25 protein-coding genes and 1 pseudogene are annotated in these 25,660 nt (G+C 65.4%); 17 read left to right on the forward strand and 9 right to left on the reverse strand.

Features of this window, described 5'->3' with window-relative positions:
* Positions 1–54: 54 nt before the first annotated feature.
* Both ACXMDY_RS10890 and ACXMDY_RS10895 read left to right on the forward strand, forming a co-directional pair.
* Positions 55–669, forward strand: a complete 615-nt coding sequence (locus ACXMDY_RS10890) for a DUF3177 family protein (RefSeq protein WP_259702459.1) — start codon at positions 55–57, stop codon at positions 667–669.
* A pseudogene (locus ACXMDY_RS10895) lies at positions 670–918 on the forward strand (DUF7734 family protein); the annotation flags it as partial.
* Here ACXMDY_RS10895 and ACXMDY_RS10900 read toward each other — a convergent pair.
* A complete protein-coding gene (locus ACXMDY_RS10900) occupies positions 842–2,371 on the reverse strand; it encodes a four-carbon acid sugar kinase family protein (RefSeq protein ID WP_259702458.1) in 1,530 nt (509 codons plus the stop codon). The pseudogene ACXMDY_RS10895 and the gene ACXMDY_RS10900 overlap by 77 nt on opposite strands.
* 20 nt (positions 2,372–2,391) lie before the next feature.
* On the opposite strand from ACXMDY_RS10900, the gene ACXMDY_RS10905 reads away from it, so the two are divergent.
* Positions 2,392–3,570 (forward strand): FAD-binding oxidoreductase, encoded by a 1,179-nt coding sequence (locus tag ACXMDY_RS10905; RefSeq protein WP_311133945.1) that lies wholly within the window; start codon positions 2,392–2,394, stop codon positions 3,568–3,570.
* Here ACXMDY_RS10905 and ACXMDY_RS10910 read toward each other — a convergent pair.
* Both ACXMDY_RS10910 and ACXMDY_RS10915 read right to left on the reverse strand, forming a co-directional pair.
* A complete protein-coding gene (locus ACXMDY_RS10910; protein WP_259702456.1) occupies positions 3,557–4,429 on the reverse strand; it encodes an aldose epimerase family protein in 873 nt (290 codons plus the stop codon). The genes ACXMDY_RS10905 and ACXMDY_RS10910 overlap by 14 nt on opposite strands.
* Before the next feature lie 50 nt (positions 4,430–4,479).
* The gene (locus tag ACXMDY_RS10915; RefSeq protein ID WP_259702455.1) at positions 4,480–5,388 is read right to left on the reverse strand and encodes an alpha/beta fold hydrolase; all 909 of its coding nucleotides are present in this window, start codon (positions 5,386–5,388) and stop codon (positions 4,480–4,482) included.
* 53 nt (positions 5,389–5,441) lie between these two features.
* On the opposite strand from ACXMDY_RS10915, the gene ACXMDY_RS10920 reads away from it, so the two are divergent.
* On the forward strand, positions 5,442–5,738 hold the full coding sequence (locus tag ACXMDY_RS10920; protein WP_259726600.1) for a hypothetical protein: 297 nt from the start codon (positions 5,442–5,444) through the stop codon (positions 5,736–5,738).
* A 27-nt stretch (positions 5,739–5,765) separates the two neighbouring features.
* Here the strand turns inward: ACXMDY_RS10920 and ACXMDY_RS10925 are convergent, their stop codons facing one another.
* The gene (locus tag ACXMDY_RS10925) at positions 5,766–6,305 is read right to left on the reverse strand and encodes a methyltransferase family protein (protein WP_259702454.1); all 540 of its coding nucleotides are present in this window, start codon (positions 6,303–6,305) and stop codon (positions 5,766–5,768) included.
* Positions 6,286–7,623: a cation:proton antiporter gene (locus tag ACXMDY_RS10930; protein WP_259702453.1), complete on the reverse strand. Its 1,338-nt coding sequence runs from the start codon at positions 7,621–7,623 to the stop codon at positions 6,286–6,288. Before ACXMDY_RS10930 ends, ACXMDY_RS10925 begins: the two co-directional genes overlap by 20 nt.
* A 308-nt stretch (positions 7,624–7,931) precedes the next feature.
* Between ACXMDY_RS10930 and ACXMDY_RS10935 the strand changes: the two genes are divergently transcribed.
* From ACXMDY_RS10935 to ACXMDY_RS10945, 3 genes are read left to right on the forward strand one after another with little or no spacing between them, the layout of a single operon-like run.
* Positions 7,932–10,397 carry a phosphoketolase gene (locus ACXMDY_RS10935; protein ID WP_399244198.1) on the forward strand — a complete coding sequence of 822 codons (2,466 nt, stop codon included), beginning with the start codon at positions 7,932–7,934 and terminating at the stop codon, positions 10,395–10,397.
* 55 nt (positions 10,398–10,452) lie between these two features.
* On the forward strand, positions 10,453–12,996 hold the full coding sequence (locus tag ACXMDY_RS10940) for a glycogen/starch/alpha-glucan phosphorylase (protein WP_259702452.1): 2,544 nt from the start codon (positions 10,453–10,455) through the stop codon (positions 12,994–12,996).
* 7 nt (positions 12,997–13,003) lie between these two features.
* Positions 13,004–14,092: an acetate/propionate family kinase gene (locus ACXMDY_RS10945; protein WP_259702451.1), complete on the forward strand. Its 1,089-nt coding sequence runs from the start codon at positions 13,004–13,006 to the stop codon at positions 14,090–14,092.
* On the opposite strand, the gene ACXMDY_RS10950 is transcribed toward ACXMDY_RS10945, so the two are convergent.
* Both ACXMDY_RS10950 and ACXMDY_RS10955 read right to left on the reverse strand, forming a co-directional pair.
* Positions 14,046–14,555, reverse strand: a complete 510-nt coding sequence (locus tag ACXMDY_RS10950; RefSeq protein WP_259702450.1) for a hypothetical protein — start codon at positions 14,553–14,555, stop codon at positions 14,046–14,048. The genes ACXMDY_RS10945 and ACXMDY_RS10950 overlap by 47 nt on opposite strands.
* A 56-nt stretch (positions 14,556–14,611) precedes the next feature.
* The gene (locus tag ACXMDY_RS10955) at positions 14,612–14,953 is read right to left on the reverse strand and encodes a hypothetical protein (RefSeq protein WP_259702449.1); all 342 of its coding nucleotides are present in this window, start codon (positions 14,951–14,953) and stop codon (positions 14,612–14,614) included.
* 310 nt (positions 14,954–15,263) lie between these two features.
* Between ACXMDY_RS10955 and ACXMDY_RS10960 the strand changes: the two genes are divergently transcribed.
* The 6 genes from ACXMDY_RS10960 to ACXMDY_RS10985 all read left to right on the forward strand — a co-directional run bounded on the left by ACXMDY_RS10960 (position 15,264) and on the right by ACXMDY_RS10985 (position 19,523).
* Positions 15,264–16,166, forward strand: a complete 903-nt coding sequence (locus tag ACXMDY_RS10960; RefSeq protein ID WP_457767617.1) for a hypothetical protein — start codon at positions 15,264–15,266, stop codon at positions 16,164–16,166.
* Positions 16,167–16,853: 687 nt separating this feature from the next.
* The gene (locus ACXMDY_RS10965) at positions 16,854–17,351 is read left to right on the forward strand and encodes an SLOG family protein (protein ID WP_259702447.1); all 498 of its coding nucleotides are present in this window, start codon (positions 16,854–16,856) and stop codon (positions 17,349–17,351) included.
* 50 nt (positions 17,352–17,401) lie between these two features.
* Positions 17,402–18,034: a siphovirus Gp157 family protein gene (locus ACXMDY_RS10970; protein WP_259702446.1), complete on the forward strand. Its 633-nt coding sequence runs from the start codon at positions 17,402–17,404 to the stop codon at positions 18,032–18,034.
* Between the two features lie 95 nt (positions 18,035–18,129).
* Positions 18,130–18,342 (forward strand): hypothetical protein, encoded by a 213-nt coding sequence (locus ACXMDY_RS10975; RefSeq protein WP_259702445.1) that lies wholly within the window; start codon positions 18,130–18,132, stop codon positions 18,340–18,342.
* A gap of 37 nt (positions 18,343–18,379) precedes the next feature.
* Entirely contained in the window at positions 18,380–19,177 is a 798-nt protein-coding gene (locus ACXMDY_RS10980; RefSeq protein ID WP_259702444.1) for an RAD52 family DNA repair protein, read from the forward strand.
* A 64-nt stretch (positions 19,178–19,241) separates the two neighbouring features.
* Positions 19,242–19,523 carry a hypothetical protein gene (locus tag ACXMDY_RS10985; RefSeq protein WP_259702443.1) on the forward strand — a complete coding sequence of 94 codons (282 nt, stop codon included), beginning with the start codon at positions 19,242–19,244 and terminating at the stop codon, positions 19,521–19,523.
* Positions 19,524–19,552: 29 nt separating this feature from the next.
* Here the strand turns inward: ACXMDY_RS10985 and ACXMDY_RS10990 are convergent, their stop codons facing one another.
* Together ACXMDY_RS10990 and ACXMDY_RS10995 are read right to left on the reverse strand one after the other, a co-directional pair.
* Positions 19,553–20,218, reverse strand: coding sequence for an Abi family protein (locus ACXMDY_RS10990; RefSeq protein ID WP_259702473.1), 666 nt, complete (start codon positions 20,216–20,218; stop codon positions 19,553–19,555).
* Positions 20,215–20,406 (reverse strand): Abi family protein, encoded by a 192-nt coding sequence (locus ACXMDY_RS10995; protein ID WP_457767618.1) that lies wholly within the window; start codon positions 20,404–20,406, stop codon positions 20,215–20,217. The genes ACXMDY_RS10990 and ACXMDY_RS10995 overlap by 4 nt, the downstream gene beginning before the upstream one ends.
* A gap of 170 nt (positions 20,407–20,576) precedes the next feature.
* On the opposite strand from ACXMDY_RS10995, the gene ACXMDY_RS11000 reads away from it, so the two are divergent.
* The 4 genes from ACXMDY_RS11000 to ACXMDY_RS11015 all read left to right on the forward strand — a co-directional run bounded on the left by ACXMDY_RS11000 (position 20,577) and on the right by ACXMDY_RS11015 (position 25,649).
* Positions 20,577–21,041, forward strand: a complete 465-nt coding sequence (locus ACXMDY_RS11000; protein WP_259702441.1) for a hypothetical protein — start codon at positions 20,577–20,579, stop codon at positions 21,039–21,041.
* 276 nt (positions 21,042–21,317) lie between these two features.
* Positions 21,318–24,347 (forward strand): ATP-binding protein, encoded by a 3,030-nt coding sequence (locus ACXMDY_RS11005; RefSeq protein ID WP_259702440.1) that lies wholly within the window; start codon positions 21,318–21,320, stop codon positions 24,345–24,347.
* Positions 24,344–24,799 carry a DUF7680 family protein gene (locus ACXMDY_RS11010; RefSeq protein ID WP_259702439.1) on the forward strand — a complete coding sequence of 152 codons (456 nt, stop codon included), beginning with the start codon at positions 24,344–24,346 and terminating at the stop codon, positions 24,797–24,799. The genes ACXMDY_RS11005 and ACXMDY_RS11010 overlap by 4 nt, the downstream gene beginning before the upstream one ends.
* Positions 24,800–24,809: 10 nt before the next feature.
* Positions 24,810–25,649 carry a YEATS-associated helix-containing protein gene (locus ACXMDY_RS11015; protein ID WP_259702438.1) on the forward strand — a complete coding sequence of 280 codons (840 nt, stop codon included), beginning with the start codon at positions 24,810–24,812 and terminating at the stop codon, positions 25,647–25,649.
* Positions 25,650–25,660: the final 11 nt, after the last annotated feature.

Genomic DNA, 25,660 nt, shown 5'->3' on the forward strand with positions numbered 1-25,660 from the left:
GGACCCTACTGCCGGTGCACGACTACGGATAATGGCGCTTCCCGTACCCCGTCCGTGCCAGATCTGCTTTACCGCACCCTGGTGTGGCTCGATTACCGACTGGCCGTGGTCTTCACCGTCGGTCTGCCCCTGGTGCTGCTGGTCTGGGCGGCCGTCCGGCGGGAGGGATCGATGGTGCGCCTGCTGACGATCTACTGGAAGGTGGCCAGCCTGCTGGCGATCACCGTTCTCCTGCTGGTCGACGGCCGCCGCCTCGGCTACGGGCTGGCGGTTCTGGCCCAGTTGCTGATGGTGGCGTCGGTCTGGTTCTGGGTGGACCTCAATGAAGAACTGGCCGATCTGCCCCCCTGGCGGCCCCTGCCCCTGACGGTGCGGTGCTGGCGCTGGGCCCTCACCCTGTTCGGCCTGCTGGGCGCCGCCCTGAGTGCCACGGCCCTGGGCTGCCTGGCTGGAGAGGTGCAACGCCCCATCTGTCAGGTGTGGCTGGAGGCGCCCCGGGGATTGCAGCTCGGCGCCGCCAGGGTGTTCGGCTTCGTGTTCGGCGCCGACCTCACCCCGCCGCTCACCGCCTTCATCGGCTATCTCGGCCTGGTGGCCTATGTGGTGGGCCTGTTGCAGTGGCTGCTGGTGCGGCTGCCCCGCCAGGGGCGGGTGGCGGGGGGGTTCTGAATGTCCGCCGCCACCCTCGCCGAACTCGAAGCGCTGAGTCGCAGCCGGCCCGATCGGGTGCTCAGGCTGAGAGGAACCCTGCCGGTGGCCCATTCCGGCGACAGGGCCACCGCAGCGGGGGCCGCCCGGGAGCCGTTCGAGCTGCTGATCTTCCGCGGCTTCGCCAGCAGCGTCAGCCATCCCACCGCTTTCGACCCCGACCAGCCGGCCCTTCCAGCTGAAGCCCGTCTGGTGAGTGCCGAGCTTCTGCAGGCGCCTCTGGACCCGCGGGCGGAGCGGCTGCTGGCGGGCCCGCTGCCGGCGGAGGCCCTGCTGGATCCGGCGGCCTGGCTGTAGCCGCAGGAAGGCCGCCTGAATCCATCCAGTGCCAGGCCTGGCGCAGGGTGTCGTCGTCGCCGAGATTGCCCGGCAGCGTGAGCAGGGGCAGAGCGGGAAAACGGGGATGCTCGCTCGGCAGGCGCAGCACCGAGAGACCAGGGAGCAACTGGCCCTCCAGCCGCACCGAGCCCAGGGCCAGCCCCTCGGCCAGCAGGGTCTGACTGGTGGTGCCGCCCTTGCTGATCAGGAAGCCCAGGGACTCCGGCAGGCCTGCCGCGATCCGGGCCATCAGGCCGGCGATGGCCAGGCTCAGCCGCTGGCGCTCCCCCTCGTCCTCACAGAGACGTTCACCCCGGCTCGTGAACAGCACCGGCGTTCTTCCCTGCCGATGCAGCCCGGCCATCGCCTCGACCAACTCCTGCTGCCAGGACCCTTGCCAGCCAGGCTCGGTGGCCCCCTCCGGCTCGCGGCGCCAGGCCGCCAGCAGCCGCTCCACCGACAGCTCCACGCCACCGCAGGACGGCTCCGCCAGCAGACGCTCCAGCTGGCGGTCGCTGAGCGGCACATGGGAGCCGACCAGCACGGCCCCCGGCGCCCCGCCGCGTCGCAGGGCCGCCAGGCCGCCGGGACCCAGGGGCTGGGGCGGCAACTCCGCCAGGCCCTTGAGCAGGCTGGCGGCCGACTGGACCAGCAGGCGCCGGGGACCCACCACGGCGCGCAGCGCCGTCCCCAGGGCGACCAGCTGCTCCGGCCGCTCGGCGTCCACCACCACATACCGGTTGCCTTCCAGCTGCTCCAGCCGCTTGATCAGGGCCTCCGCCTGCCCGGGCTGAAGTTCCGCCAGGCCGATCCGCGCCACCTGGCCGGCCTGGATGCGGCCGCCACTTTTCGCCTCGAGCCAGTCGGGCAGAAAGCTGGTGGCGTAACCGAAGCGCCGATCTGCAGCGAAGGCGGAGTGATGCACAGGTTCGCCATGCAGCAGGTGCATCCCGGCCACCGTGGTGCGTCCCCCCTCCACAAACGCCGGCACCAGCAGGGTGGCCTCGAAGGGACCGAGCTCCGCCTCGATCACCTCCAGCTCCAGGGGGCAGTGGCCCCTCAAGGTGGAATCACCCCGGCTCACCAGCAGCCAGCGCTCGATCCCCGCCTCGTGGACGGCCGCCGGAAGGGCCCGGCAGATCTGCCGCACCCTCTCCGCCGCCGCCGCGGCAGGCAGGGCGCGGGTGTTGGCCAGCAGGAACAGCAGCGGCGAAGGGTCCTTCAAGCCCTCCACCAGGGTGTGGTGATCCCAGCGCAGCAGCAGCGGGCAGCTGTGCACCGCCTGGGAGCCGGTGGGATCGTCATCGATCACGACGATTTTCAGGCCTGACACCCCGATCGCCATGGCACCATCGTGCCGTGATCATGCCCGAGTCCCACGAACTGCCCGATCTGGTGCGGCAGCTGTACGAGGACGCTGTCCCCTGGCTGCCGACCGGCCTGGGCAGCCGCCTCGACTGGGGTCCCGCCGTGCAGGGGCCGGCCACCGAGCTGAGCTGCCAGCGCCTTGACCGCATCCTCGACCACGCCATCGGCGATTTCACCGTGACGGTGCAGGCAGGCCTGCCGCTGCGGCACCTGCAGGAAACCCTGCGCAGTCATCAGCAGTGGCTGGCCATCGACTGGCCGTGGGGCAGCGAGGCCGATGGCAGCGGCGCCGGGACGGTCGGCGGCCTGGTGGCCCGCGGCCTGGCCGGCGGGCTCAGCCATCGCTACCTCGGCGTACGGGATCAACTGATCGGGATCGGCCTGATGCGCACCGATGGGGTGGCCGCCCGGGCGGGCGGGAAGGTGGTCAAGAACGTGGCCGGCTACGACCTGATGCGGCTGTTCACCGGCAGCTGGGGGTCGCTGGGTTTGATCACCGAGCTGACCCTGCGCACCACCCCCCAGCCCCCGCAGCGGCTGGGGCTGCTGCTGCAGGGTCCGCTCGAGGCGCTCGATCAGCTGCGCCGCTGGCTGCTGCGCTCCAGCCTGACCCCGGAACTGATCGACTGGTGGACGCCGGCCCTTTGCCAGAAAGCTGCCCGGGAGCCCCGCAACGCCCTGTTGCTGAGCCTGGCCAGCGTCAGCGCCGGAGCCCTGGCCGATCAGAGCCTTGAAATTCAACGCCACGCCGAAAGCCTGGCCCTGCACGGCCAGCCGCTGGATCCCGAACGGCTGGAGGCGCTCCGGGCGGTGGCACTCGGCCAGCGGCAGCCGGGGGGCTGGCTGCTGCGGCTGGGGTTGTTGCCCAGCCGGGCAGCCGCCCTGCTGGGCGAGCGCGCCCTCAGGGACCTGCCACTGGTGCTCGGCGCCGGCAGCGGTCTCGGCTATGCCTGGGCCCCGACCGGGGCCCTGCCGGCCTATCGGGTCGAGGAACTGCGCCGGCTCTGCCTCGGCCACGGCGGTTTCCTCACCGTGCTTGAGCAACCGGCGCCGCGGACGCTCCCCGCCTGGCTGGACGCCCCCTCCCGACGGCTGATCGAGGCGGTGAAGCGGGAATTCGATCCGAAGCAGCAACTGGCCAGGGGCCGCCTGCCGGGGGTGCTCACAACAGCGTGAGCCCGTAGCGGCAGGCCAGGCTGTGGGCGCCACCGGCCGGCACCTCAAGGCGGCGATCACCGCTGACCAGAGCACCTCGGGGGCCAGTCCAGGGCTCCAGGCAGAGCATCGGCCGTGGTGGGTCCGTCCAGATCACCACCAGGTCGAGGGGCGTGCTGGGCTGCAACTCCAGGGCCAGGCCAGCGACTGGGTCCACCAGCCGCACCGCTCCGAGCGGGCGGGCCAGCAGATCAACCCCCTGCGGCAACCGCTCCAGCTGGTTCTGGGTGGCTTCCTCCGTCATGGTGAGGTGGTTGAGGCAGCGATCCGGCAGACCCTCCAGCCGCACCGCCAGCTGGGCAGCCTCGGCATCCAGCGACGACACCCTGAAGTAGGGGTGCAGCCCGAAGCTGTAAGGCATCGCCACCTCACCACGGTTCTCGATCCGCACGGTGATCGCCAGGGCGGCGGCTTCGAGCTGGAAGGAAAGCTCCAGGCTGAATGGAAAGGGAAATGAGGCGAGGCTGGCAGGGGTGTCCTCCAGGGTGAGCCGCACGCCGCGTCCATCTGGCGTCCCCTCCAGCTGCCAGGGCAGATCACGGGCGAAGCCATGCTGCTTCAGGCTGTAATCCCCGTCTGGCAAAGGCAGGCAATCGCCGGGCAGGTTGCCGCAGATCGGGAACAGCACCGGCATGCCGCCCCGCACCGACAGGGCCGGATCGGCGAAGCGCTCCTCATCGAGGTAGATCAGCTCGCGACCAGAGCAGCGCCAGCCACTCAGCAGGCCGCCCCGCTCGGGGACGAGACGCAACTGATCGCCGCTGATCGGATCCTCCAGCTCCCAGTGGGGATAGGGGGTCAGGCGATGGGTCAGCGGCATGGTTCGGCAACGAAGATCGAATCGGTGAGGCGCTGAGCGAAAACCCTTGCTCAGGCTGCCGGCAATGTGGCCAGCCAGGTCAGCAGAGCGGCATTCACCTGATCAGGAACCTCATCATGGGGACAGTGACCCGCCTCAAGCACCACTTCGGTGGCGAAGGGGGCGTGGCGCTGGAAGGCCCCGCGGCGCCCTTCGGCGTTGATCCATGGGTCGCGGATGCCCCAGAGCAGCAGCAACGGTGCGGTGAGCTCAGCAAACAGCTCGTCGAGCGGCTGACCGCGGGGGATGTCGAAGACGGTGCGAAACACGCCGAAGGCGCCCGGATCGAGCGAGGGCCGACGGATCGACTCCACCAGCTCCTCGTTGACATTGGTGCGATCGAGATACACCTGGTTGAGCGTGCGCCGGATCGTGGCCGGTCGCCGCAGGTTCTCGAACAACAGCCGCTGCAGCACCGGGCTGCGCAGCAGGGCGGCACCGATCGTGCGACGGGCGATCGCCCCCCAGCCCCGGGGTTCGGCCTGCTCGTCGCTGAACGGCCCCGCCGCATTGATCAACACCACACCGGCGGCCGCGTCGCCAAGGGCTGCACCGGCGGCCAGAACGGCGAAGCCCCCGAGGGAATTGCCGACCAGCACCGTGGGGCGGCCGATGCGCTCGTTCACGTAGGCCACCAGCTGATCACGCCAGAGCCCGCCGCCATAGGCGAGGCTGGCAGGCTTGGAGCTGCGGCCGAAGCCGAGCAGGTCGAGGGCGTGCACCTCATGGCGCTCCGCCAGCACGGGAATGTTGAAACGCCAGTGGTCCGTCGAGGCGCCGAAGCCATGCACGAGCAGGATCGCCGGACCCAGCGGGGCGGCCGGTCGCCGGCTGAGGGCGTGAACGGGATGGCCCTGATAGCTCCAGACCTCCGGCACCGTCCGAGGCTCCGTGGCGGACTCGGGGCTGGAGAGGGTCACCGCAGGGTTGGCTTGGTGGTCGATGCTAGGGAGCCGTTCCCAGCATCCGCACCTTGGTCGACTGGTCCAGCCTTCTGCCGGGCATGGCGCTGTGGGCGCTGGCGCTCTACCTACCCTTGTCCAAGCCCCTCGGACGGCTCGAAGCCGCCCTGGCCGATGGCCCGCTCGGGGCAGGGCTGCAGCAGATCGCCCTGCTGGTGAGCAGCCTGCTGCTGGCCCTGGCCGTGGGTGGGATCACCCAGCTGGGCCTGAGCTGGATCCTCAGCCCCAGCTGGGCCGCCAGCCTGGGGCTGATGGCGGTTCTGGCTGGGGCCTTCTGGAGCCTGGCCTCCCGTCGTCAGGAGGATTGAGCGCAGTCCAGCGGTGAGCGGCTCGGCTCAGCGGCGCCAGTCGAGCCAGGGCAGGCCCGCAACGATGGCCGGCGTGACCAGGCGGTAGGCGGCGTAGCCGGGATGGCTGCTGATCAGGCCGCGCTCCTCCCGCCGCGCCTTGCCGCCCAGCACCCCCACCAGGCCCAGCAGCAGCAACAGGTGAACCAGGCTGCCGAGGGCCAGGCAGACCCCCAGGGAACAGATCAGCACCGCTTGATACAGGGGGTGGCGGCAGCGGCCGTACGCCCGATCGGTGACCAGGGCGGCGCCCGGCTTTGGATCAGGCAGGGGGCTGAGACTGGCGCCCAGGTTCAGAAAGGAAGCTGCCGCCAGAACCAGCCCCAGCCCCAGCAGGATCAAACCAACCACGACCAGGAAAGGGGGCCAGGCCAACCCGAGGCTCGCTGGAGCGGGCAGCGGCGGCAGGGCGTGAAGAAGGATGAGCACGATCTGGGCCAGCAGCCACCATTCCCCCTGGCGATTGTCCAGAAGGCCAGCCCAGCTGAGGCCCCAGCCCCGCAAGGGCTCAGGCAGGTTGTTCGGCAACGGTTTCCTTGCGGCTCAGGACCAGTCTGAGCAGCACGGGCGCCAGGAAGGTGGTGCCGATCACCATCAGCAGGATCGCCGCCTCCAGGGCGGGAGTGAGCAGGCCGGCGCTGGTGCCCAGGCCGAGGAAGATCAGGCCCACCTCGCCGCGGGGCATCATGCCCAGCCCCACCACGAGGCGATTGGTCGGCTTGGCGCTCAGGAAGCTCCAGCCGGAAACCAACTTGCCGAGGATCGCCACCACCAGCAGGAATGCCGCCACCACCAGGCCGGCCCGGTTGGCGGGATCGGCGGGATTGATCACCGAAAGATCCATGCTGGTGCCGATCAGCACGAAGAAGATCGTGGCGAACAGCGACACGAGGGGCAGAACGGAACCCTGAATCGCCTTCGTGTGCTTCGAGCCGCTGAGGATCAGGCCGGCGGCGAAGGCCCCCAGGGCCGCCTCCAGACCGATCGCCGTGGCGGAGAAGCAGCAGACGCAGAGCACCAGGAAGGAGGCCACGATCACCTCGCCAGGGGCCTTGAGAAGGTCGAGCAGCCAGTCGAAGGCAGGGGCGGCGGTGCGACTCAGCACCAGGGCCACCACCACGAACAGGGCCGCAGCAACGCAGAGCTTGACAATCGGAGCCACTTCCAGGTTGCCCCCAGTGCCCAGAGCCACAACCACCGCCAGGATGACGATGCCGAGGATGTCGTCAAGGACAGCGGCGCCAATCACGATCTGGCCTTCCCGGGTCTTGAGATACTGGAGTTCGCCGAACACACTGGCCGTGATGCCGATGCTGGTGGCCGTCATCGAGGCGCCGGCGAACACCGCCGGGATCAGGTCCACGTGAAAGATCGCCATCAGCCCGGCCGTGCCGAGGGCGAAGGGAACAACCACCCCGGCCATGGCCACTGTGGATGCCTGGGCCCCCACGGCGATCAGCTCATCGAGCTCGCTCTCAAGGCCGGTGAGGAAGAGCAGCGCATAGAGGCCGAGGGTGGAAACCCCCTGCAGCACCGGAAACGTCTCGTTGTAGATGCTCTGCACCTCACCGATGGGAATGTCAGCCAGGGATCCCACCAGCCGGAGCATCCCCTGATTCAGCTCGCCATGGGTTTCGGGCGGCACGACCAGATGCAGGCCGGAGGCGCCGATCAGCACGCCGGCCACCAGCTCGCCCAGGATGCTGGGCAACTGGAAGCGGACCAGCAGTTCGGCCAGGGCGCGGGCCACCACGAAGATCACCACGAAGCGACCCACCCCGATCAGGGTTTCGGCCACCTCCACCTGGTGGTTGCTCAGCTCAAGGAAAAGGGTGGGAACGATCATTTCAGCCAGAAGGAACCCGGTGGTGGATCCTGAATTGCAGGCGACCTTAAAGCCTTTGCCGCCACACCGACCGTCCCTGCCCAAGCGATCGACGGACCGGATCGGCCGCCCCCTGGCATCGATCAGCAAACCCACATCCCAGCCGATTCCGCGCCGACAAGGGTCTTCGCTGATGTATTGCAGAAGGCATCTCTGGCAGTTGGAGCTTCCTACGGTGCAAAAAAGCTGGATTTCTTGCTGAGCTGATCAACGGCCTGCCCCCTGGCTCTTGATTATTTGCGAACTGTTCCATTCAGCCCTAATTCCCCATGACAACCATGCCCGCCACCGCTGCGCAGACGGACATCTCAGCCACCGGCGGGTTGCCTCTGGGCAACTCCGAGCCGATCAGCACCGAAGAGATTCAGCTGCTGGATGCCTGGTGGCGGGCCGCCAATTATCTGGCGGTCGGGATGATTTATCTCCAGGACAATCCCTTGCTGCGGGAGCCCCTGGCCGCCGAACACATCAAGAACCGGCTGCTGGGGCACTGGGGCTCCAGCCCTGGGCAGGCCTTCATCTGGGCCCATTCCAACCGGCTGATCCGTCAGCGGGACCTGGAGATGATCTACCTGTCGGGCCCAGGCCACGGCGCCCCCGGGGTGCTCGGCCCCACCTATCTCGATGGCAGCTACAGCGAGATCTATCCAGACAAATCAGAGGATCTCGAAGGACTGCAGCGGTTCTTCAAGCAATTCTCCTTTCCCGGTCACATCGGCAGCCACTGCACTCCGGAAACCCCCGGCTCGATCCATGAAGGCGGAGAACTCGGCTACGTGCTCTCCCATGCCTGTGGAGCCGTCTTCGACAACCCAGACTTGATCGCCGTTGCCTGTGTCGGCGATGGCGAAGCCGAAACCGGCCCGCTGGCCACCTCCTGGCACATCAACAAGTTCCTCAACCCGATCTCCGACGGCGCCGTGCTGCCGGTGCTCCACCTCAATGGCTACAAGATCGCCAATCCCACCCTGCTGGCCAGGATCAGCCATCAGGAACTCGAGCAGCTGATGCGGGGCAACGGCTGGAATCCGCTGTTTGTGGAGGGCCACGAGCCCGAGGCCATGCACCGGGCCATGGCGGCGGCGATGGATGCGGCCGCCGACCAGATCCTGGCCATCCGCGCCCAGACCCGCAGCAGCGGCGAAGCCGTTCGACCCGCCTGGCCGATGATCGTGCTGCGCTCACCGAAGGGCTGGACCGGTCCGAAACAGCTCAACGGCAAAAAGCTGGAGGGCTTCTGGCGCTCCCACCAGGTGCCGCTGCCCAACCCCAAGCACGACAGCCAGCAGCTGGCCATGCTGGAAGAGTGGCTGCTGAGCTACCGGCCCACGGAGCTGTTCAGCCCGGAGGGCACCCTGTTGCCCCACCTGAAGGCGCTCTCTCCGCTCGGTTCGAGGCGGATGGGCTCAAGCCCCCACGGCAACGGTGGCCTGCTGCGCCGCAAGCTGCGCCTGCCCCCGATCGTCGATTACGCCGTGGCGATCGAAGCTCCAGGGCAGGTGGAAGCCGAGAACACCGCTCCCCTCGGCGCCCTGTTGCGCGACACCATCGCCAGCAATCCCGATTCGATGCGGGTGTTCGGGCCGGATGAAACCGCCTCCAACCGGCTGCAGGCCATCTACGAGGTGAGCAAGAAGGTCTGGATGGAGGAGTTCCTCCCGGAAGATCTCAACGGCAGTGAACTGGCCCGCGAAGGCCGGGTCGTGGAGATGCTCTCCGAACACACCCTGGTGGGGATGATGGAGGGCTACCTGCTCACCGGCCGCCACGGCTTCTTCCACACCTACGAGGCCTTCGCCCACGTGATCGCCTCGATGTTCAACCAGCACGCCAAGTGGCTGGAATCGTGCATCCACCACGCCCCCTGGCGAGCTCCGATCGCCCCCTGGAACTGCCTGATCTCCTCCACTGTCTGGCGGCAGGATCACAACGGCTTCACCCACCAGGACCCCGGCTTCATCGACCTGGCCGGCAACAAGAGCGGTGAGGTGGTGCGGGTCTACATGCCGGCCGACGCGAACTGTCTGCTGGCGGTGGCCGAGGAGGCGTTCCTGGAAACGAACGTGTGCAACATCATCGTTTCCGATAAGCAGAAGCATCTTCAATACCTTTCAATCGAGCAGGCCCGTCGGCACGTGGCCAAGGGGATCGGCCTCTGGAGCTGGGCCAGCAACGACGACCGCGCCGATCAACCGGATGAACCGGATGTGGTGATGGCCTGCGCCGGCGACATTCCCACCAAGGAAGTGCTCGCAGCCGTGGAGATCCTCAACCGTGAGATCCCCACCCTCAGGATCCGGGCGCTGAACGTGGTCAAGCTGTTTGCTCTCTGCGAGCCGAGCGAGCATCCGCATGGGCTCTCCGATCGCGATTTCGACAGCCTCTTCACAACAGACAAGCCGGTGATCTTCAACTTCCACGGCTATCCCTGGCTGATCCACCGTCTGGCTTACCGCCGCACGAACCATGCCAACATCCATGTGCGCGGTTACAAGGAAAAGGGCAACATCAACACGCCCCTGGAGCTGGCGATGAACAACCAGATCGATCGTTTCAACCTGGTGATCGATGTGATCGACCGGGTCCCGACCCTGGGATCCCGCGCTGCCCACGTCAAGGAACGGATGAAGGAGGAGATCCTCGGGCACCGCGCCTATGCCCACATCCACGGGATGGATTCACCCGAGGTCACCGATTGGCGCTGGGGTCTGAGCCCTGGACCCGATCCGGCCTGACGCGGCCTGATCAGGCCTTCCCGTTTCGCTTCTCCCCTCCCCTGCTGCCGCTGCCATGACCAACCCCGTACTCAGCCAGCTGAGGCTTCCCACTCCGGGCTGCCAGGACGACCCGGAGCGGAGCGGACTCACCGCCGACGGGGTGTTCGACGGCATGGCCGAGCACCTCTTTTACACGCTCGGCAAGCTCGCCCCCACCGCCAACCGCCACGACCTGTATCTGGCGCTCAGCTTCGCCGTGCGCGACCGGCTGATCACCCGTTATCTGGCCGGGATCGAAGCGATCAGCGCCACACCCACCCGGGTGGTGGCCTACCTCTCCGCCGAGTTCCTGATCGGTCCGCAGCTGGGCAACAACCTGCTGATGCTCGGCATCCAGGCCGAAGCGGCCGAGGCCCTGGAGCGGTTCGGGATCGGCACGCTGGATGAAATCCTCGATGTGGAAGAGGAACCCGGGCTGGGCAACGGCGGACTCGGCCGTCTGGCGGCCTGCTATCTGGAGTCGCTGGCCAGCCTGGAGATCCCCGCCACCGGCTACGGGATCCGTTATGAGTTCGGCATCTTCGACCAGCTGATCCGCGATGGCTGGCAGGTGGAGATCACCGACAAGTGGCTCAAGGGTGGCTGGCCCTGGGAGCTGCCCCACCCCGACCAGGCCTGCTATGTGGGCTTCGGCGGCCACACCGAGAAGTATCGCGATGACAAGGGCCAGAACCGGGTGCGCTGGATCCATGGCGAGCAGGCGATCGGCATTCCCCACGACGTGCCGGTGCTCGGCTACCGGGTCAACACCTGTGACCGGCTGAGGCTCTGGCGGGCCGAAGCCACGGAAAGCTTCGACTTCTACGCCTTCAACGTCGGGGATTACTACGGGGCTGTGCAGGAGAAGGTGAGCATGGAGAATCTCTCCAAGGTGCTCTACCCCAATGACGGCACCGATGAAGGGCGCCGGCTGAGGCTCAAGCAGCAGCACTTCTTCGTGAGCTGCAGCCTGCAGGACATGCTGCGCAGCCTGGAGCTGCGCGGCCTGCCGGTGAGCGATTTCCCCCTGCACTGGGCCGTGCAGCTCAACGACACCCACCCATCCATCGCCGTGGCGGAGCTGATGCGGCTGCTGATCGATGAGAAGCAGCTCGAATGGGAGCAGGCCTGGGCGATCACCAGCAGCTCCCTCGCCTACACCAACCACACGCTGTTACCGGAAGCCCTGGAGAAATGGGGCCTTGATCTGTTCGGCAGCCTGCTGCCCCGCCATCTCGAATTGATCTACGAGATCAATGCCCGCTTCCTCCAGCAGGTGCGCCTGAAGCACCCCGGCAACGACCAGTTGCTCAGGACCGTTTCGATCATCGATGAAACCGGCGGCAAGGCGGTGCGGATGGCCAACCTGGCCACGGTGGGCTCCCACCATGTCAATGGGGTGGCGGCCCTGCACAGCGAACTGGTGCGCACCCAGCTCTTTCCGGAGTATGCCGCCCTCTGGCCAGAGAAGTTCACCAATGTCACCAACGGGGTGACGCCGAGGCGCTGGATTGCCCTGGCCAACCCGCGGCTGCGCAACCTGCTCGATGAAGCGATCGGCCAGGAGTGGGTCCGCGATCTCTCCGAACTTCAGCGGCTCGAATCCTTCGCCGGCGACAGCGCCTTCCTGGAGCGCTGGGGCGCCACCAAGCTGGCCGTCAAGACCGACCTGGCCCAGTACATCCACCGCTGCAACGGCCTGCTGGTGGACCCGTCCTCGCTGTTCGATGTGCAGGTGAAGCGCATCCATGAGTACAAGCGCCAGCACCTCAATGCCCTCCAGGTGATCGCCCACTATCTGCGCATCAAGAACGGCCTGGCCGATGGCCTGGCGCCGCGCACGGTGATCTTCGGCGGCAAGGCGGCACCGGGCTATTACCTGGCCAAGCTGATCATCCGTTTCATCAACGGCATCGCCGAGACGGTGAATTCCGACCCCGACATGGCCGGGCGACTGCGGGTGGTTTTCCTGGCCGACTACAACGTGAAGCTGGGCGAGCGGGTCTATCCGGCCTCCGATCTCTCCGAACAGATCTCCACCGCCGGCAAGGAGGCTTCCGGCACCGGCAACATGAAGTTCGCCATGAACGGCTCACTCACGATCGGCACCCTTGATGGCGCCAACGTGGAGATCCGGGAGCGGGTGGGAGAGGAGAACTTCTTTCTGTTCGGCAAGACGGCCGCCCAGATCGATGCCCTCGCCGCTGGGGGCTATTGCCCCTGGGAACTCGCCACCAGCGTTCCGGAGCTGCCAGAGGTGCTCAGGCTGGTGGAGCAGGGCCACTTCAGCAACGGCGACGGCGATCTGTTCAAGCCGCTGCTGGAGAACCTCACCGGCCGCGATCCGTTCTTCGTGCTGGCCGACTTCAGCGACTACCTGCGTGCCCAGGCCGATGTGAGCGCCGCCTGGGGCAACCGTCATCAGTGGAACCGCATGTCGCTGCTCAACACCGCCCGCAGCGGCTTCTTCTCCTCCGATCGCTCGATACGTGAGTACGCCAGCCGGATCTGGAAGGCCGAGCCGTTCCCGGTCACGATCAGCTGCGCCTACGAAGACCGGGACCACAGCGGCAGCTGAGCGCACCATGACCCCGGAGCTGGCGCTGGTGCTCAACGTGGGTAGCTCCAGCCTCAAGGCCTGCCTGATCGACCGCGATGGCGAGCGGGTCTGGCAGGAGCAAACCAACTGGGCCAGCGGGGGCCAGAGCGCCGGGCCGGCGGGGGCGCTCGGAGGCTGGCTGCCCCGGGCCCTGGCTCCCTGGCTGGATCAGATCACCCTGGTGGGCCACCGGGTGGTCCACGGCGGCGAGCGCTTCGTCGCCCCCACCCCGATCACCCCGGAGCTGGAAGGTGAGCTGGAAGCCCTGGTGCCGCTGGCCCCACTCCACAACGCCGCCGCCCTGGCGGTGATTCGCTGGCTGGGTCGTGCCTTCCCTGCCCTGCCCCAGTGGGCCTGCTTCGACACCGGCTTCCACAGCAGCCTGCCGGAAGCGGCCTACACCTACGCGATTCCGGCCAGCTGGCGGGCCGGCGGCCTGCGCCGTTTCGGCTTCCACGGGCTCAACCATCAACACATCAGTGAGGTGGTGATGGCCCAGCAGGGGCATCCCCCCAGCCTGCGGCTGATCAGTTGCCATCTGGGGGCCGGCTGTTCGCTGGCGGCGATCCGGGATGGCCGGAGCATCGACACCACGATGGGCTACACCCCCCTGGAGGGCCTGGTGATGGCCAGCCGCAGTGGCTCGGTGGACCCTGGTCTGCTGCTGCATCAACTGCGCCACGGCCTGGGAGTGGATCAGCTGGAGCGGGACCTGCAGCAGGGCAGCGGCCTGCTTGGCCTGTCGGGCCTGAGTGGCGACATGCGCGAGCTGCGGCAGGCCGCAGCTGCCGGCCATGCCGGGGCCGGCCTGGCCCTGGAGGTGTTTCTGCATCGCCTCCTGCTGGCGATCGGCGCGATGGCCGCCAGCCTGGGGGGAGTGGAGGTGATCGCCCTCAGCGGTGGCATCGGCCAGAACGACCGCAGGCTCCTGGACGATCTCAACGAGCGCCTGGCCTGGCTCCAGCCCGTACAACTGGTTCAGATTCCCGCCGAGGAGGAAAAGATGATTGCCCGGCTCTGCCGGCGGGCTAGCCGCGATCGGGCAGATCGGGGGTCTGATGGAGGAGGCGATTGAGCCGCAGCCGATCCGCATTGAGGGGATCGGGGGCCAGCTCACCGGCGACTTCGCGGAACTTCTTCTCGACCTCCTCAGGCACCCGCACGTCGAAGATGCGCTCCATCAAGGCTTCGATCGAGAACAGATGGGCGTTGATGTTCTCCAGATCGCCGATCGCCTGCTGCATGGAGTCCGCCTCGCCCGCATCGGCGCCGGCTCCGGGGGCCGTGGCTGAAACACCACCACCGGGAGCCTGAGCACTGCTCTCGTGGCTGGTTCTGGGCGTGGAGCTGTCGGCCTCCTCCTCGCCGTGCTCCTTCTGCAGTTCCTCCAGAACCCTGCCAGCCAGGGTGCGAAACGACTGCAGCGCAGCCCAGTTGAGCTCCTGCTGCTGGCGCAGGGTGGCGTGTTCGCGGATCAATCGGTCGTGTTCCCGATAAAAACGCTGACAATCAGGGCATTGGCAGGCCTCTTCTGGCACCGAGCTCCCTTTTTCCTTCTGGTACCCATCATGGCATTGCGGGCCAGGCCTGATGGTCAGGCCACTCCGGAAAAGGGCTCACCGTCACCATCTCCATCCTCCAGGCCGACCGGGCTTTCCTCCTGGGCGGCGGGCAGGGGAATCTCGATCGAGCTCACCACCTGGATCACATCCCGCAGCCGCATCGAATCGGCGAACCAGCCCATCGCCTGCTCCATGTCGCCGTGGCGCTCGGCTTCCCCGGCCTGGTCTTCGTGGGCTTCCGAGAGCAGCGCCAGCCAGCAGAGGCAACGGGCCTGAACCACGGAGAGATCCAGTTCGGCGGGCTGACTGCGGGCGATGCGCTCGCTTTCCTGTTGGACCAGCAATCTCAGCCGCAGATCGTGAAGCTGGGTCATCGGACGGGGACGACTCGACTCACACTAGGCGCGGTGACTGCATTTTGCAGGGCGCTACAGGTGGTGCACACGACACCCCCTCCAGTGTCATGAATCCAGGATCCGCAGCCAGCCCGGGGGTAGATCCGCCCGGTGCTCAAGGCTGTCTGGACCCAGGGCCAGCCGAAGGCAGTCCGCCAGGCCGGCAGACCCTGAGATGAGGGTGAAGAGCTCCTGAATGTTTGAGCAGAAGTCCAATCAGCGGGGGGCGGATTGCTAAAATTTAGTGAAAAGGATTGGGCAATTGGGATTGATACATCTGTCAAGGAATTTGCTTTCTTGCTGCAGGGGAAATTCTTGCTACAAAAAAGATTCATGTGATTCAAGGACAGGCCAGCTTGGCCGGCTGGCTGCTGGTCTGGCGGTTTCGGCGATCACGCTCTGCCCAGCCGGCGACGCCAAGGCTGTTTTTCAAACCTTCTTCGGGGAAGACATCAATCCTGCAGCCAGTGCAGGCCCCAACGCTCCGAACAACCAGGTTCCGCGGCTGGCCAGTTTCCCGAATGCAGCGGCCGCAAGAGGCAACTTCTCCAATGCACTGCTGGTCGTTGAAAATGAGAATTTTTCATCTTTCTCAACCGGAGCCCCTCCACAAGGAGGCCTGGTTCTTACCTATACGCAGGTTCAGGCCACCCTTTCCGGAGGCAATGGCCAAATTCGTGATGTTCCATTGAGCGCAAATGGCGGTCAGGGAACAACCAACGGCCAATTCGGCACTTCACCGACCAGGTTCTGGGGAGCCAGGGCAGGTGGTGACAGCAATTTTGTTGTCAACTTTTCCACTCCCATTGCCGCCTTCGGTTTCTACGCCTCTGATTTCGGCGATTTCGGCGCCATCCTCAGCCTTGTTCTGACGCGCTCTGACAGCACAACCACTACTCTCCTCCCCCCCGTCACGCCGGGGTCAGGTGGCAGCACATCGGGCTCGGTCTTTTTCTTCGGAGCGATCGAATTCGATCCAACCAAGCAGATCAGCAGTGTCAGCTTTCAAACCACCGCTGCCACAGATGATCTCGCCTTCGATGATTTCATCGTCGGAACCCTTGCGCAGGTGGATCCCGCCGCGGTGCCGGCCCCCTTGCCTGCCCTTGGCGCTGCAGTTGCATTCGGTTGGAGCCGCCGGCTGAGACGCCGGATCAGCGCCAGCAGCGCCAAGGGCCGAACATCAGGCTGAGCGGGGCAACGGCTACGGGGCTGGCGGGACTCGAACCCACGACCTACGGTTTAGGAAACCGCCTGGGCCATAGACGCCGCAGGGGGTCTGGGCACCTCTTGCCTAGTGATTTGCCTAAATGTGGTCACAGACTGACGCCCATTGGCGACGAGTAGCGACCAAGTTCGGCCAAGTGGATCGATTCCGGCCTTGTCTTACCAGCCAATCAGCAGGCGCCGCAGGGCTCCGGTCGGCAGCGGCCGTCTTTGAGCGTGCCACGGCTGCGCCGTGGCGTGCATCGGCCAGCCGCCGCCGCCCGCCGCTCCGGGGCCGGTGATGGGATATGGCGGGCAGGGCCCCACTCCCGCGCCTGCGGTGGCCGGGCGCATGGGTCTATTCAGTGGCCAGGGTGCTCGCCCAGGATTCCTCACGCGGCTGCGTGGCCAGTGGTCATTCTGGGCTCGATTCGCTGCTCTTTCTTCTTGCTCATCTGCGGTGGGCTCAGATCGCTCACCCCTCCCCAGATCGATTGCAGCACAGCCAAGTTACTCGACTCATAGTGCGCTTGTACTGGTAGAATAAAGGCTACGCCAAAGGCCCCGAGCCCATCGCCTGCGGCAACCTCATCCCCTGGTCTCGCCATCACTATTGCGTATTGGTGAGCGGCTGTGATGCCCCGATCAGTTGTCACCTTCGGCAACTGAATCCATGGATCTTTGTTTATTTCCAAGGCCGCCTCTGGCCTCCTCCTTTTCGCTGGTGATCGCGGCCGGCGGCGGCCGGGATCTGGCCTGGCCCGATCAGCGGGTGGCTGCTGAGCTGCTGGCCCGCAGTGGCGGCCGGCTGGTTCATCTGCTGCTCCATGGCGGAGCACGCGGAGCCGATGCCGCCATTGCCCGCGCTGCCCATCAGCTGGGTTGGTCGGCGCTGGTCATGCCCGCCGAGTGGCGGCGCCATGGCCGGGCTGCCGGTCCGATCCGTAATCGGGAGCTCATCGAGCTGGCCGTTGCCCGGGCCGTGGCCCACACCTCCCCTGGTGTCTCCACCTCGGTGCTGGTGGTGGCCTTCCCCGGCGGGCCCGGCACGGCCTCTTTGGTGCAGCAGGCCCGCCGGATGGCCTCCCGCTCCCCGGTGCCGATCGCCGTGGTGGAAGTCAGCCCATCCGCCGGGCTCTGGGCCAAGCCCGCCGGTTGCACCCGCTCCTGAAGCCTTCCGCGCCTGATGGCGCCTTCGTTCCCCATCCCCTTCTCACTGTCATGCCTGTTCTCACCCCCATCCCCTCCGATGTCTCCACTGCCCGAGCGGTAGCAGCTCCAGAGGCCGCCGGCCCCGCCTGCACCCTGCAGCGTTCTGGTTCCCTCTGGCAGCTGGGTATCGAGGCCCAGGAGCTCACCACCGCCATCGGCCGGTTCGCCGAGCAGCTGGAGGCCGATGACGACGACACCCGCGCCCAGGCCCTCGCCCAGCTGGAGGCTGCTCTGCTGGCCGAGGAGGGCAACAAGCAGTCCCTAGCGGCCAAGGCCGACGCCACCTGCTGGGTGATCGAGCACCTGCGGGGCCAGGCCGCCTACCGCCAGCAGCAGGCCAAGCGGCTCACCGATCTGTCCCGCTCCGATTCCTCCAGGGCTGATGCCCTGGAGGAATCCCTCGTCCTGGTCCTCACCCGCCTGCAGCCCTCGGCCACCCGCTTCTCCTTCCCCAATCACGAGCTGAGCAGCCGCAAGTCCCAGACGATCGAGATCGAGGACGAGCAGGCCCTCGATCCCGAGTGGCTGACCTTCACCACCACCAGCAGACCGGATAAGGCCGCCATCAAAGAAGCCCTCAAAGCCGGTCACCAGATCCCCGGCGCCCTACTCCACTCCCGCCGCTCCTGGCGCATCCACTGAGGGGTCAGGGGGCAGAGCCCCCCGTTCATACGGGTCTGCTGCAGGAGCAGGCCCAGATCAGGCATCCAGTCGAAATCTCCACCACGCCAGCACCCATGGATCTCTCCACCTACGACAGCGCCACGGCCATCACCACACCCACGTCCCCGCGGCCCAGGGGCCACATCTGGTCCACACGGCTGAGCAGCTGGGTGGTGCCGATCACCCGCAAGCCCGGCCGCCGGCCATCACCCCAGCACATCCACTGCAGCGAGCCGCCCTGCTGGGTGCTGATCGAGCCACTGCTACCCGAAACCTCAGCCCACTGATTCCGGTTCCACTTCCCACTACCCCCCCCTCGAAGCCATGACCTGCACTTTCTCCACCGAGCAGATCGCCTCTCTCTCCGCCCCCCTCGATCGAGCCAAGGTGCGCCAGCGCGAGCAGGGCCGCACCAACGTCAGCTACCTGGAGGGGTGGCAGGTGATCGCCGAGGCCAACCGCATCTTCGGGTTCGATGGATGGCAGCGGGAAACCACCTCCGTCCGCTGCGTGAACCAGGCCGAGCGAACCATCGGCCGTGAGGCCAGGCCCGGCTGGGGCGTCACCTACACCGCGAGGGTGCGCATCACCGTTGGCGGCACCGCCCAATCAACGGTGATCCGCGAGGGGAGCGGTGCCGGCCACGGCATCGACACCGACCTGGGCCAGGCCCATGAATCGGCTCTCAAGGAAGCCGAAACCGACGCCATGAAGCGTGCGCTGATGACCTTTGGCAATCCATTCGGGCTGGCCCTCTATGACAAGCAGCAACGGGAGGTGACGCGCTCGCCAGGGGAGAGCACCGGTCAGAGTCCTGCCGGCAACGTCACGCGATCAATCCATCGCAGCCCCTCGTCCGCAGTCTCAAGCGCCCGCGACGACGCCGGCCTGACGCCACTGGACCAGTCCGTCATCCGTCAGGTCCTCGGCACCCTGCGCGGTCTGCCTCGGCCGGTGCTGGAGGGATTCACCAAGGCCTTCCGCAAGCGGTTTCAGGTGCCGGAGGAGGCCACCTCCATCGCCGATCGAATCCTGCAGAAGCGGCACCAAGACTGGATCGAGGCCTTTCTCGTCCAGCACCATGTCCCGGCTTCCAGCCAGCCGGACTGCCAGCCCGGCTGAGCCGATCAGACTCCCACCTGTGCCAGTGGGCCGCCGGTCCTTTGCTGCAGCCCCGCCCCTTCTCATGCGTCATTCCCTCGGCCGCGTTGTGGCCACTGCCGCTGTCGCCTCAGTCGTGCCCCATGCGGTGATCATCGGCCTGCTCGATTGTCACGCCGCCCGCGACTGGGGGGATCTTGACGCTGGGGACAGAGCAGCCAACGATTCAGACCACTCCCATGCTGAAGGCCGCCTCTTCTCCAGCTACGACACCGCGGCGCACGGCACCATCTGGGTGATCACGGAAGACCTGCACGGCGAAGGCGGTGGGCCGGTCACCACTGTGCTGTTTCCTGAGGACTACTGAGATGTGGATACCTGGATCCAGCGGCTCGCTCAGATCCAAAGCTCTTGCTTCTCCCAGTCAACCGGGCAACCCATGTCTTGCTGCTGCTCGGTCGGCATGTCGGAGATGACAGCCGATATCCGCATGGGCCACGTGCTGAGAGGGGCGACTTTTCGGACGATGATTGCCATTACGGCGAGATAGTTGTACAGCTTCTTTGTTGGCTGCACCCCCTCTCCATCGGCATCCTCCATAACGAAGTGGTGCTGGTACTTCTTGATTTTCGGGAGCCTCTTCACAATCAGTCGGTTCCAGAGCCTGCCGTGATGGGCACTGATGTTTCGCAGCAGATTCAAGGAGTGCAAAACGCCATTCAGAACCTGGGCGGATGGTATCCCGAGCGATCTGGCCACGTTGGACTTGATCTCCGGCTCTGTTGCAGCGATCCAAGCTCGCAAGGGTCCGAGGGAGATCAGTTCAGTCATCGCCCAGACAGGGGGGAGGTCGGGCTCTGAATAAGTCTGACGGTAATGAATTACGAAAGTTTCGTTGCTTTGCTGCAGCTGGCCACGCAACTGCTCAAGCTGCACTTCATGGTTGAAATCAGGCTTGAAAAGCTGAGGGTTGATGTAGCAGTGGGGACCATGCTTGATGCTCATCTCCTGAACCCATGCCGATCTGGCGGCAATTTCGATCCGCTCAATCGCATCGATCACCAACAGCCAATGAGACGATCCTTGTTGTAGAGCTCAATGACCTGGTCAAAGCCTGAGCCAGGTTTGAAGCGGTGGCTTCTGGTCTCCCCTGCAGCAGGAGGCTCCTCAAAGAACAACCAGTAAGCGCTCAACCGGTAATAACCGATCAGACTGAGCGCGTTGAGTGCCACCTGCTCCGACTGCACCACCAGCCCGCGATCTCGTAACTGCTGGAGTTGATCAGGAATGCTCAGCGGAGGCTTGGAATACCTCAACAAACGTCCGCTGGAAAGAGTGACCCCCCTGTTTGGGCATGCCGGGAACCGGCAGAGGCCTGGGGGGTGTCGCTTCTGAAAAGCTAGCAGGCGAGTCAACCGGCGTGGTGCTGGCCCATCGGCACTACACCGGCAATGCCGCTGCCAAGCGGCGGGGCTCCCGGCCGGCGTTAGCGCCCTGGTGGCTGGCGACCAAACCACCCGGACTGCCCCAGTTCGCGTACCGCGGCGAAGCAGTGGTGTCCTTCGCCATCACTGCCATGGCCCGCCCACTCCTCCCCACTCAGCTAAGTCGCGATCCCATCGAGCGCCAGTGTCCGATCCGCGTGGTTTCAGTCCATCTGATCGGCACAACCGGCCATCTGCTCCGGGTGCTGTTCCTCGATCGCGTGGGGCACATCTCCAGCCAGCCGCACTACGTGCACCGCGGGGAGGCCCTGATCCTGGCCTCCAATCAGCACCGGTGCTCAGGCCCCAGGCCCGGGTGCAGGTGGTCTGAGGCTCAGGCCCACCACTGGGGCAGTGGCCGGCGGGTCGCTCAGCCGGGCCCTTCATCAGGCGAGGCGTAGCGGTGAAAAGGGCCCTGAACACGCACTGCGATATAAATCACTATCGCAAGTCATTACACCGAAGTGATACTTGATGCTCAAATCAGCAACATCGGGCTTGCCAGCCTCAAGCAAGGTCTCAAGCGGCTTTCCATGCAGCAGCTGCATAGATCTGCAATCGGTTTAACCACTCGTCTCGGCTCGATGGCCTGAGGATGCACCAGGGCCAATGACCGAGCATCATGGGGCTCGACACCCTCGAGCACCCTGGCTTGCCAGGGCCGTCCAGCTGTCTCCATGAGCCCTCCCACCATCTACGAGCTCTGCCGGCCGCGGGCCGACGTGCTGGAAGGGCGGATCCGTGATGAGGACTTCGCTGCTGACCTCAGCCAGGTGCTCAAGGGCACAGCGCCAGAGCTCTACAAGAATCCGGCCCTGTTCTTCGCCAACACCCACCCCACCCGGGGGCTGAAGGACCTGATCAAGGCAGTGGTCGGTCGCCTGACAGGTGCCGACAGCCAGCTGGGCAGCATCCTGCGGCTGGATACCAGCTACGGCGGCGGCAAGACCCACGCGCTTATTGGCCTGAACCACGTGCTCACGGCGGCGGATCAGATCCCGAACCTCGCCGAGTTTGTTGACCTGGCCACCCTGCCTAGCCAGAAGGTGGTGGTGGCGGCCTTCGACGGTGAGAACGCCGACCCGATGAACGGTCGGCGCATGGACGGCAACGTGCTCGCCTTCACCCCCTGGGGGGAGCTTGCGGTACAGCTGGCGGGCGCAGCGGGCTACGAACGCATCCGCAACAGTGACCGCCTTGGAGCGGCACCACCGGGAGCCGAAACCCTGAGGGAGCTGATCGGCGAGCGGCCGGTGCTGATCCTGATCGATGAGCTCTCGATCTACCTGCGCAAGATCAAGGGCCCCGCAGCCGGTCAGGCTGCCGAGCAGCTCACCCCTTTCCTCACCGACCTGATCAAGGCGGTGAACTCTTCACCCCAGGCGGTGCTGGTGTTCACCTTGGCGCTGGGCAAGGGCGGCCAATCGGTGGATGCCTATGGAGAAGAGAACCAGCGGATCGATCGGATCTTCGCGGAGCTGCAATCGGTGACGGGCCGGCAGATCACGGCCCTCACGCCCACCAGCGAAGACGAAACCGTTCAGGTTTTGACGAGGCGGCTGTTCGAATCGATCGACCGCAGCCGGGTGGAGGACGTTGTGCATGCCTACCAGGAGATCTGGAGCCGCACGGCCGATGCCCTGCCGCCGTTCGGGCAGAGCGATGACCGTGCTGCCAATTTGCGCAAGGGTTATCCGCTCCATCCAGAGCTGATCGACACCCTGATGCAAAAGACCTCCACCCTGGAGAACTTCCAGCGAGTGCGGGGGATGCTGAGGCTGTTGGCGCAGACCGTGGGCCAGCTCTGGCGCGAACAACCACGGGGCGTCACGGCCATCCACCTGCACCACGTCGATCCGGGTAACGAACGGATTCGGCTGGAGCTCTCCACCAAGCTGGGGCTACAGGCCTTCATCCCGGCGATCCGGGCGGATGTATCCACCACACCAGCGGAGGGAGGCAGGGCCCTTGCCCAGCGTCTGGATGCCCAGGAATTCACGGGGATGGAGCCCTACGGCTCGATGGCAGCTCGGACGGTGCTGTTCCACTCGTTGGCCTTCAACGAACCGCTGAAGGGCCTCAGCCGCCTGGAGTTGAACTACAGCCTCTACGCACCGGCTGTGGACCCTGCCTTTGTCGACAAGGCCGTGCGCCTGCTGCAGGAAGAGTCGGAGTATCTGGACGACAGCGGCACCAGCAAGCTGCGCTTCCTCACCGATGCCAACCTCAACCAGATGGTGAGGAAGCGTGAGCAGCAGTTCGATCTGGAGAGTGTGCGTGAGGAGTTGAACCGGCGCATCGGCACGATCTTCGCCAAGCAAAGGCTGGAGCTTGCGTTGTTCCCGTCCAGCCCTGCTGATATTCCCGACGACACCGATGGCCCCTACCTGGCCGTGATCCATTGGGAAGGCCACACCGTGGAGCAGGCGAAGATCCACCTGCCGGAGCTGGTGGTTCGGCTGTTCAAGGAGAAGGGCGACAACGCCAATGTGCGTCTGAACCGCAACAACCTGGTGTTCGTCTGCGCCGATGCCCTGCAGGTGGACGACATGCTGCGCAAGGCCCGCACCTACCTGGCGCTGCAGCAGATGCAGCAGGGTGATCTGTTCGCGAGTCTCCAGTCACACCAGCAGGATCAGGTGAAGGAGCGCTACGGCCAAGCGCAGCAAGGTTTTGCCCTGGCGGTGCAGCAGTGCTACCGGCATGTGTTCTATCCCGAGCGGGGCCAGTGGCCCGAGGTGCCACTCACCCATGCCGCCATCACTGTCACCAGTGCCAGCAGCGAGCCCGGGGTGGGGCAGAAGCAGGTGGAGCGAGTGCTGCGCGAAGCCCGCGAGCTGGTGATGGCGGAAGACGCGCCGCCGGCGCCGAACTTCATGGCCGACAAGACGCCACTGAAGCGACTGGGGGTGATGAGCACGCGGGATCTGCGCAACGAGTATTACCGCGATCCGGCCCTGCCGATTCTGCTGGGGGATGAGGTGCTCAAGAAGTGCCTGCGCATGGGGCTGGATCAGGGCTTGTTCGTTTACAAGGAAGGCGATCGCCTCGAAGGCCAGGGATTGCCACCGGGCACGCTCTCAATCAGTGAAGACGGCAAGATCTTCACGATGGAGAAGGCGCTGGAGTTGAGCGTCTGGCCGCCGAAGACTGATCCAGATTCAGACCCACCTGGACCCGGTCCCGGTCCCGGTCCTGGTCCTGGTCCTGGTCCCAATCCTCCGCCACCACCGCTACCGCCTCCAGGCCCTGGGGTCATCGAGCGCACCGACAATGTGAAGACGGCCCTCACCCAGCTGGCCCAGCAAGTGAGCAGCTCGGGCAAGGCGATCAAGGCGCTCACCTGGCGGATGAACAGTGGCGATGGCTTCCTGCCGATGGCCCTGCTCAAGGCCGAGCCGGGGGCCACGGTGCGCGTCGAGATGATGGAGGGGGGCTGGAGCAGCGGTGACGGCAGCGCCGAATGGAGCTTCGAGTTCAACGGCATGCCGGAGGAGGCCGCCCACTTGCGGGGCTTCATCGAGGGCCAGTGGCGGCGTGGCGGCGAGAAGTCGCTCGACATCACTTACCAGCTCCGCTACGAGCCACCCTTGCGCTGGGACGACAACGGCGAGGGCTGGATTGCTCGCCTCACCCGGGCAGGCCTCAGCGCCCAGACCGCCACGATCCGCCTGGAGCTGAGCACAGCTGCCGAGGGTCAGCCATGACCCAGGCCATTACCTCAGGTCGACCAGCCTACGAACTGCGCAGCAAGCAGCGCGGCCCCAGTGATCTGGAGCTTGAGGTATGGCAGGTTCCCAGCACCGCCACCCCAGAGTTGAAAGAACCCCGGCGCGTGGCCGGCCTGGGCGGCCATAAGCTGCTGCTGGTGGAGGGGGCCGTACTGCGGCGCCTCAAGGCCGAGAAGGTGAGCCTGGCCAAGCTGAAAAAGGGCGAGGCCCGACGGGATCCCCTCTCGGAAGAATTGGCCCTGGCCATGGGGTTGCTGTTCAAGCTGCTGGCGCCAATGCGCAACGTGGCTTTGATTGAGAACTGCGCGCGCGGCATCGATGCCATGGCCCGCGAGGAGGCGGCCTACTGGCTGGGGATGGCCATGCACCGCAAGAACCCGCGCCGGGTGCTGGCGGCGCTGCGCATGTTGCTGAGTACTGGTAGTTAAGTAGCCCCATATGACGATGCACTTTTTTGCAATCTCCGCGGCAACCAATTCAACTGTAAATGGACATGGCTTTCATGCCCTTGTTATTGTCTTGCTGTTATCAGGCCTACTGGGAGGCCTCGTTGCATATCTGATTGACTTCTCTGATCGAGCAAGAGTCTTTCGGTCTCTAGAGGATTCTACCGGCCAAGTACAAATCGATCGGCGCGGCAAAGGGAGGACGCAGATCGACCACAGTATTGACTTTGCGATGCACATGCTTCTCGGCATATCTGCATCATTGGTCGTGCCGTTGTTTTTGAATACAATCTCCAGCTCCCTCGTAGGCGAGGCAATCAAGGGAGGCCAAGACTCGCTGCACAGCCTGCTGGTGATCATGGGATTCTGCGTGATCGCCGCGGTTTCGAGCAGGCGCTTTATCGATTCAATTACTGATTCCGTGATACGCGATTTCAAGAGTAAATTTGAGAATCAGAATCAGCAAATTGAAAGTCTTAACGAGAAAGCCAGTCAAGCACTAGATCTTGCTTCGGTTGAGACCGAGCCTGAGACTTTCGATGAAGATCTGGCGCTTGCAGAGCCGGTTATCAAGGATTATCGAATCCCCTCCCTTGGAGAGCAGGAGAATAGAGTCATTAGCGCAATATTAAGCAAGACTTACGGGAGCAGGGCTTCCGCCAGTATCGCCAGAGACCTAAAGATGCCAGAAGCCGAGGTGCTGGCTCTTCTTGAGGGCTTAGCCGACAAGCGATTTGCCATCATGAAGACGACTCCCAAGAGACTTACTAGGTGGTCACTTACGGAAAGAGCAATCCAAGAAGCCGTTCTTGTCGGTGAAGCGACTCCATGAGAGACAACAAA

This window comes from Cyanobium sp. ULC082, assembly GCF_977927535.1.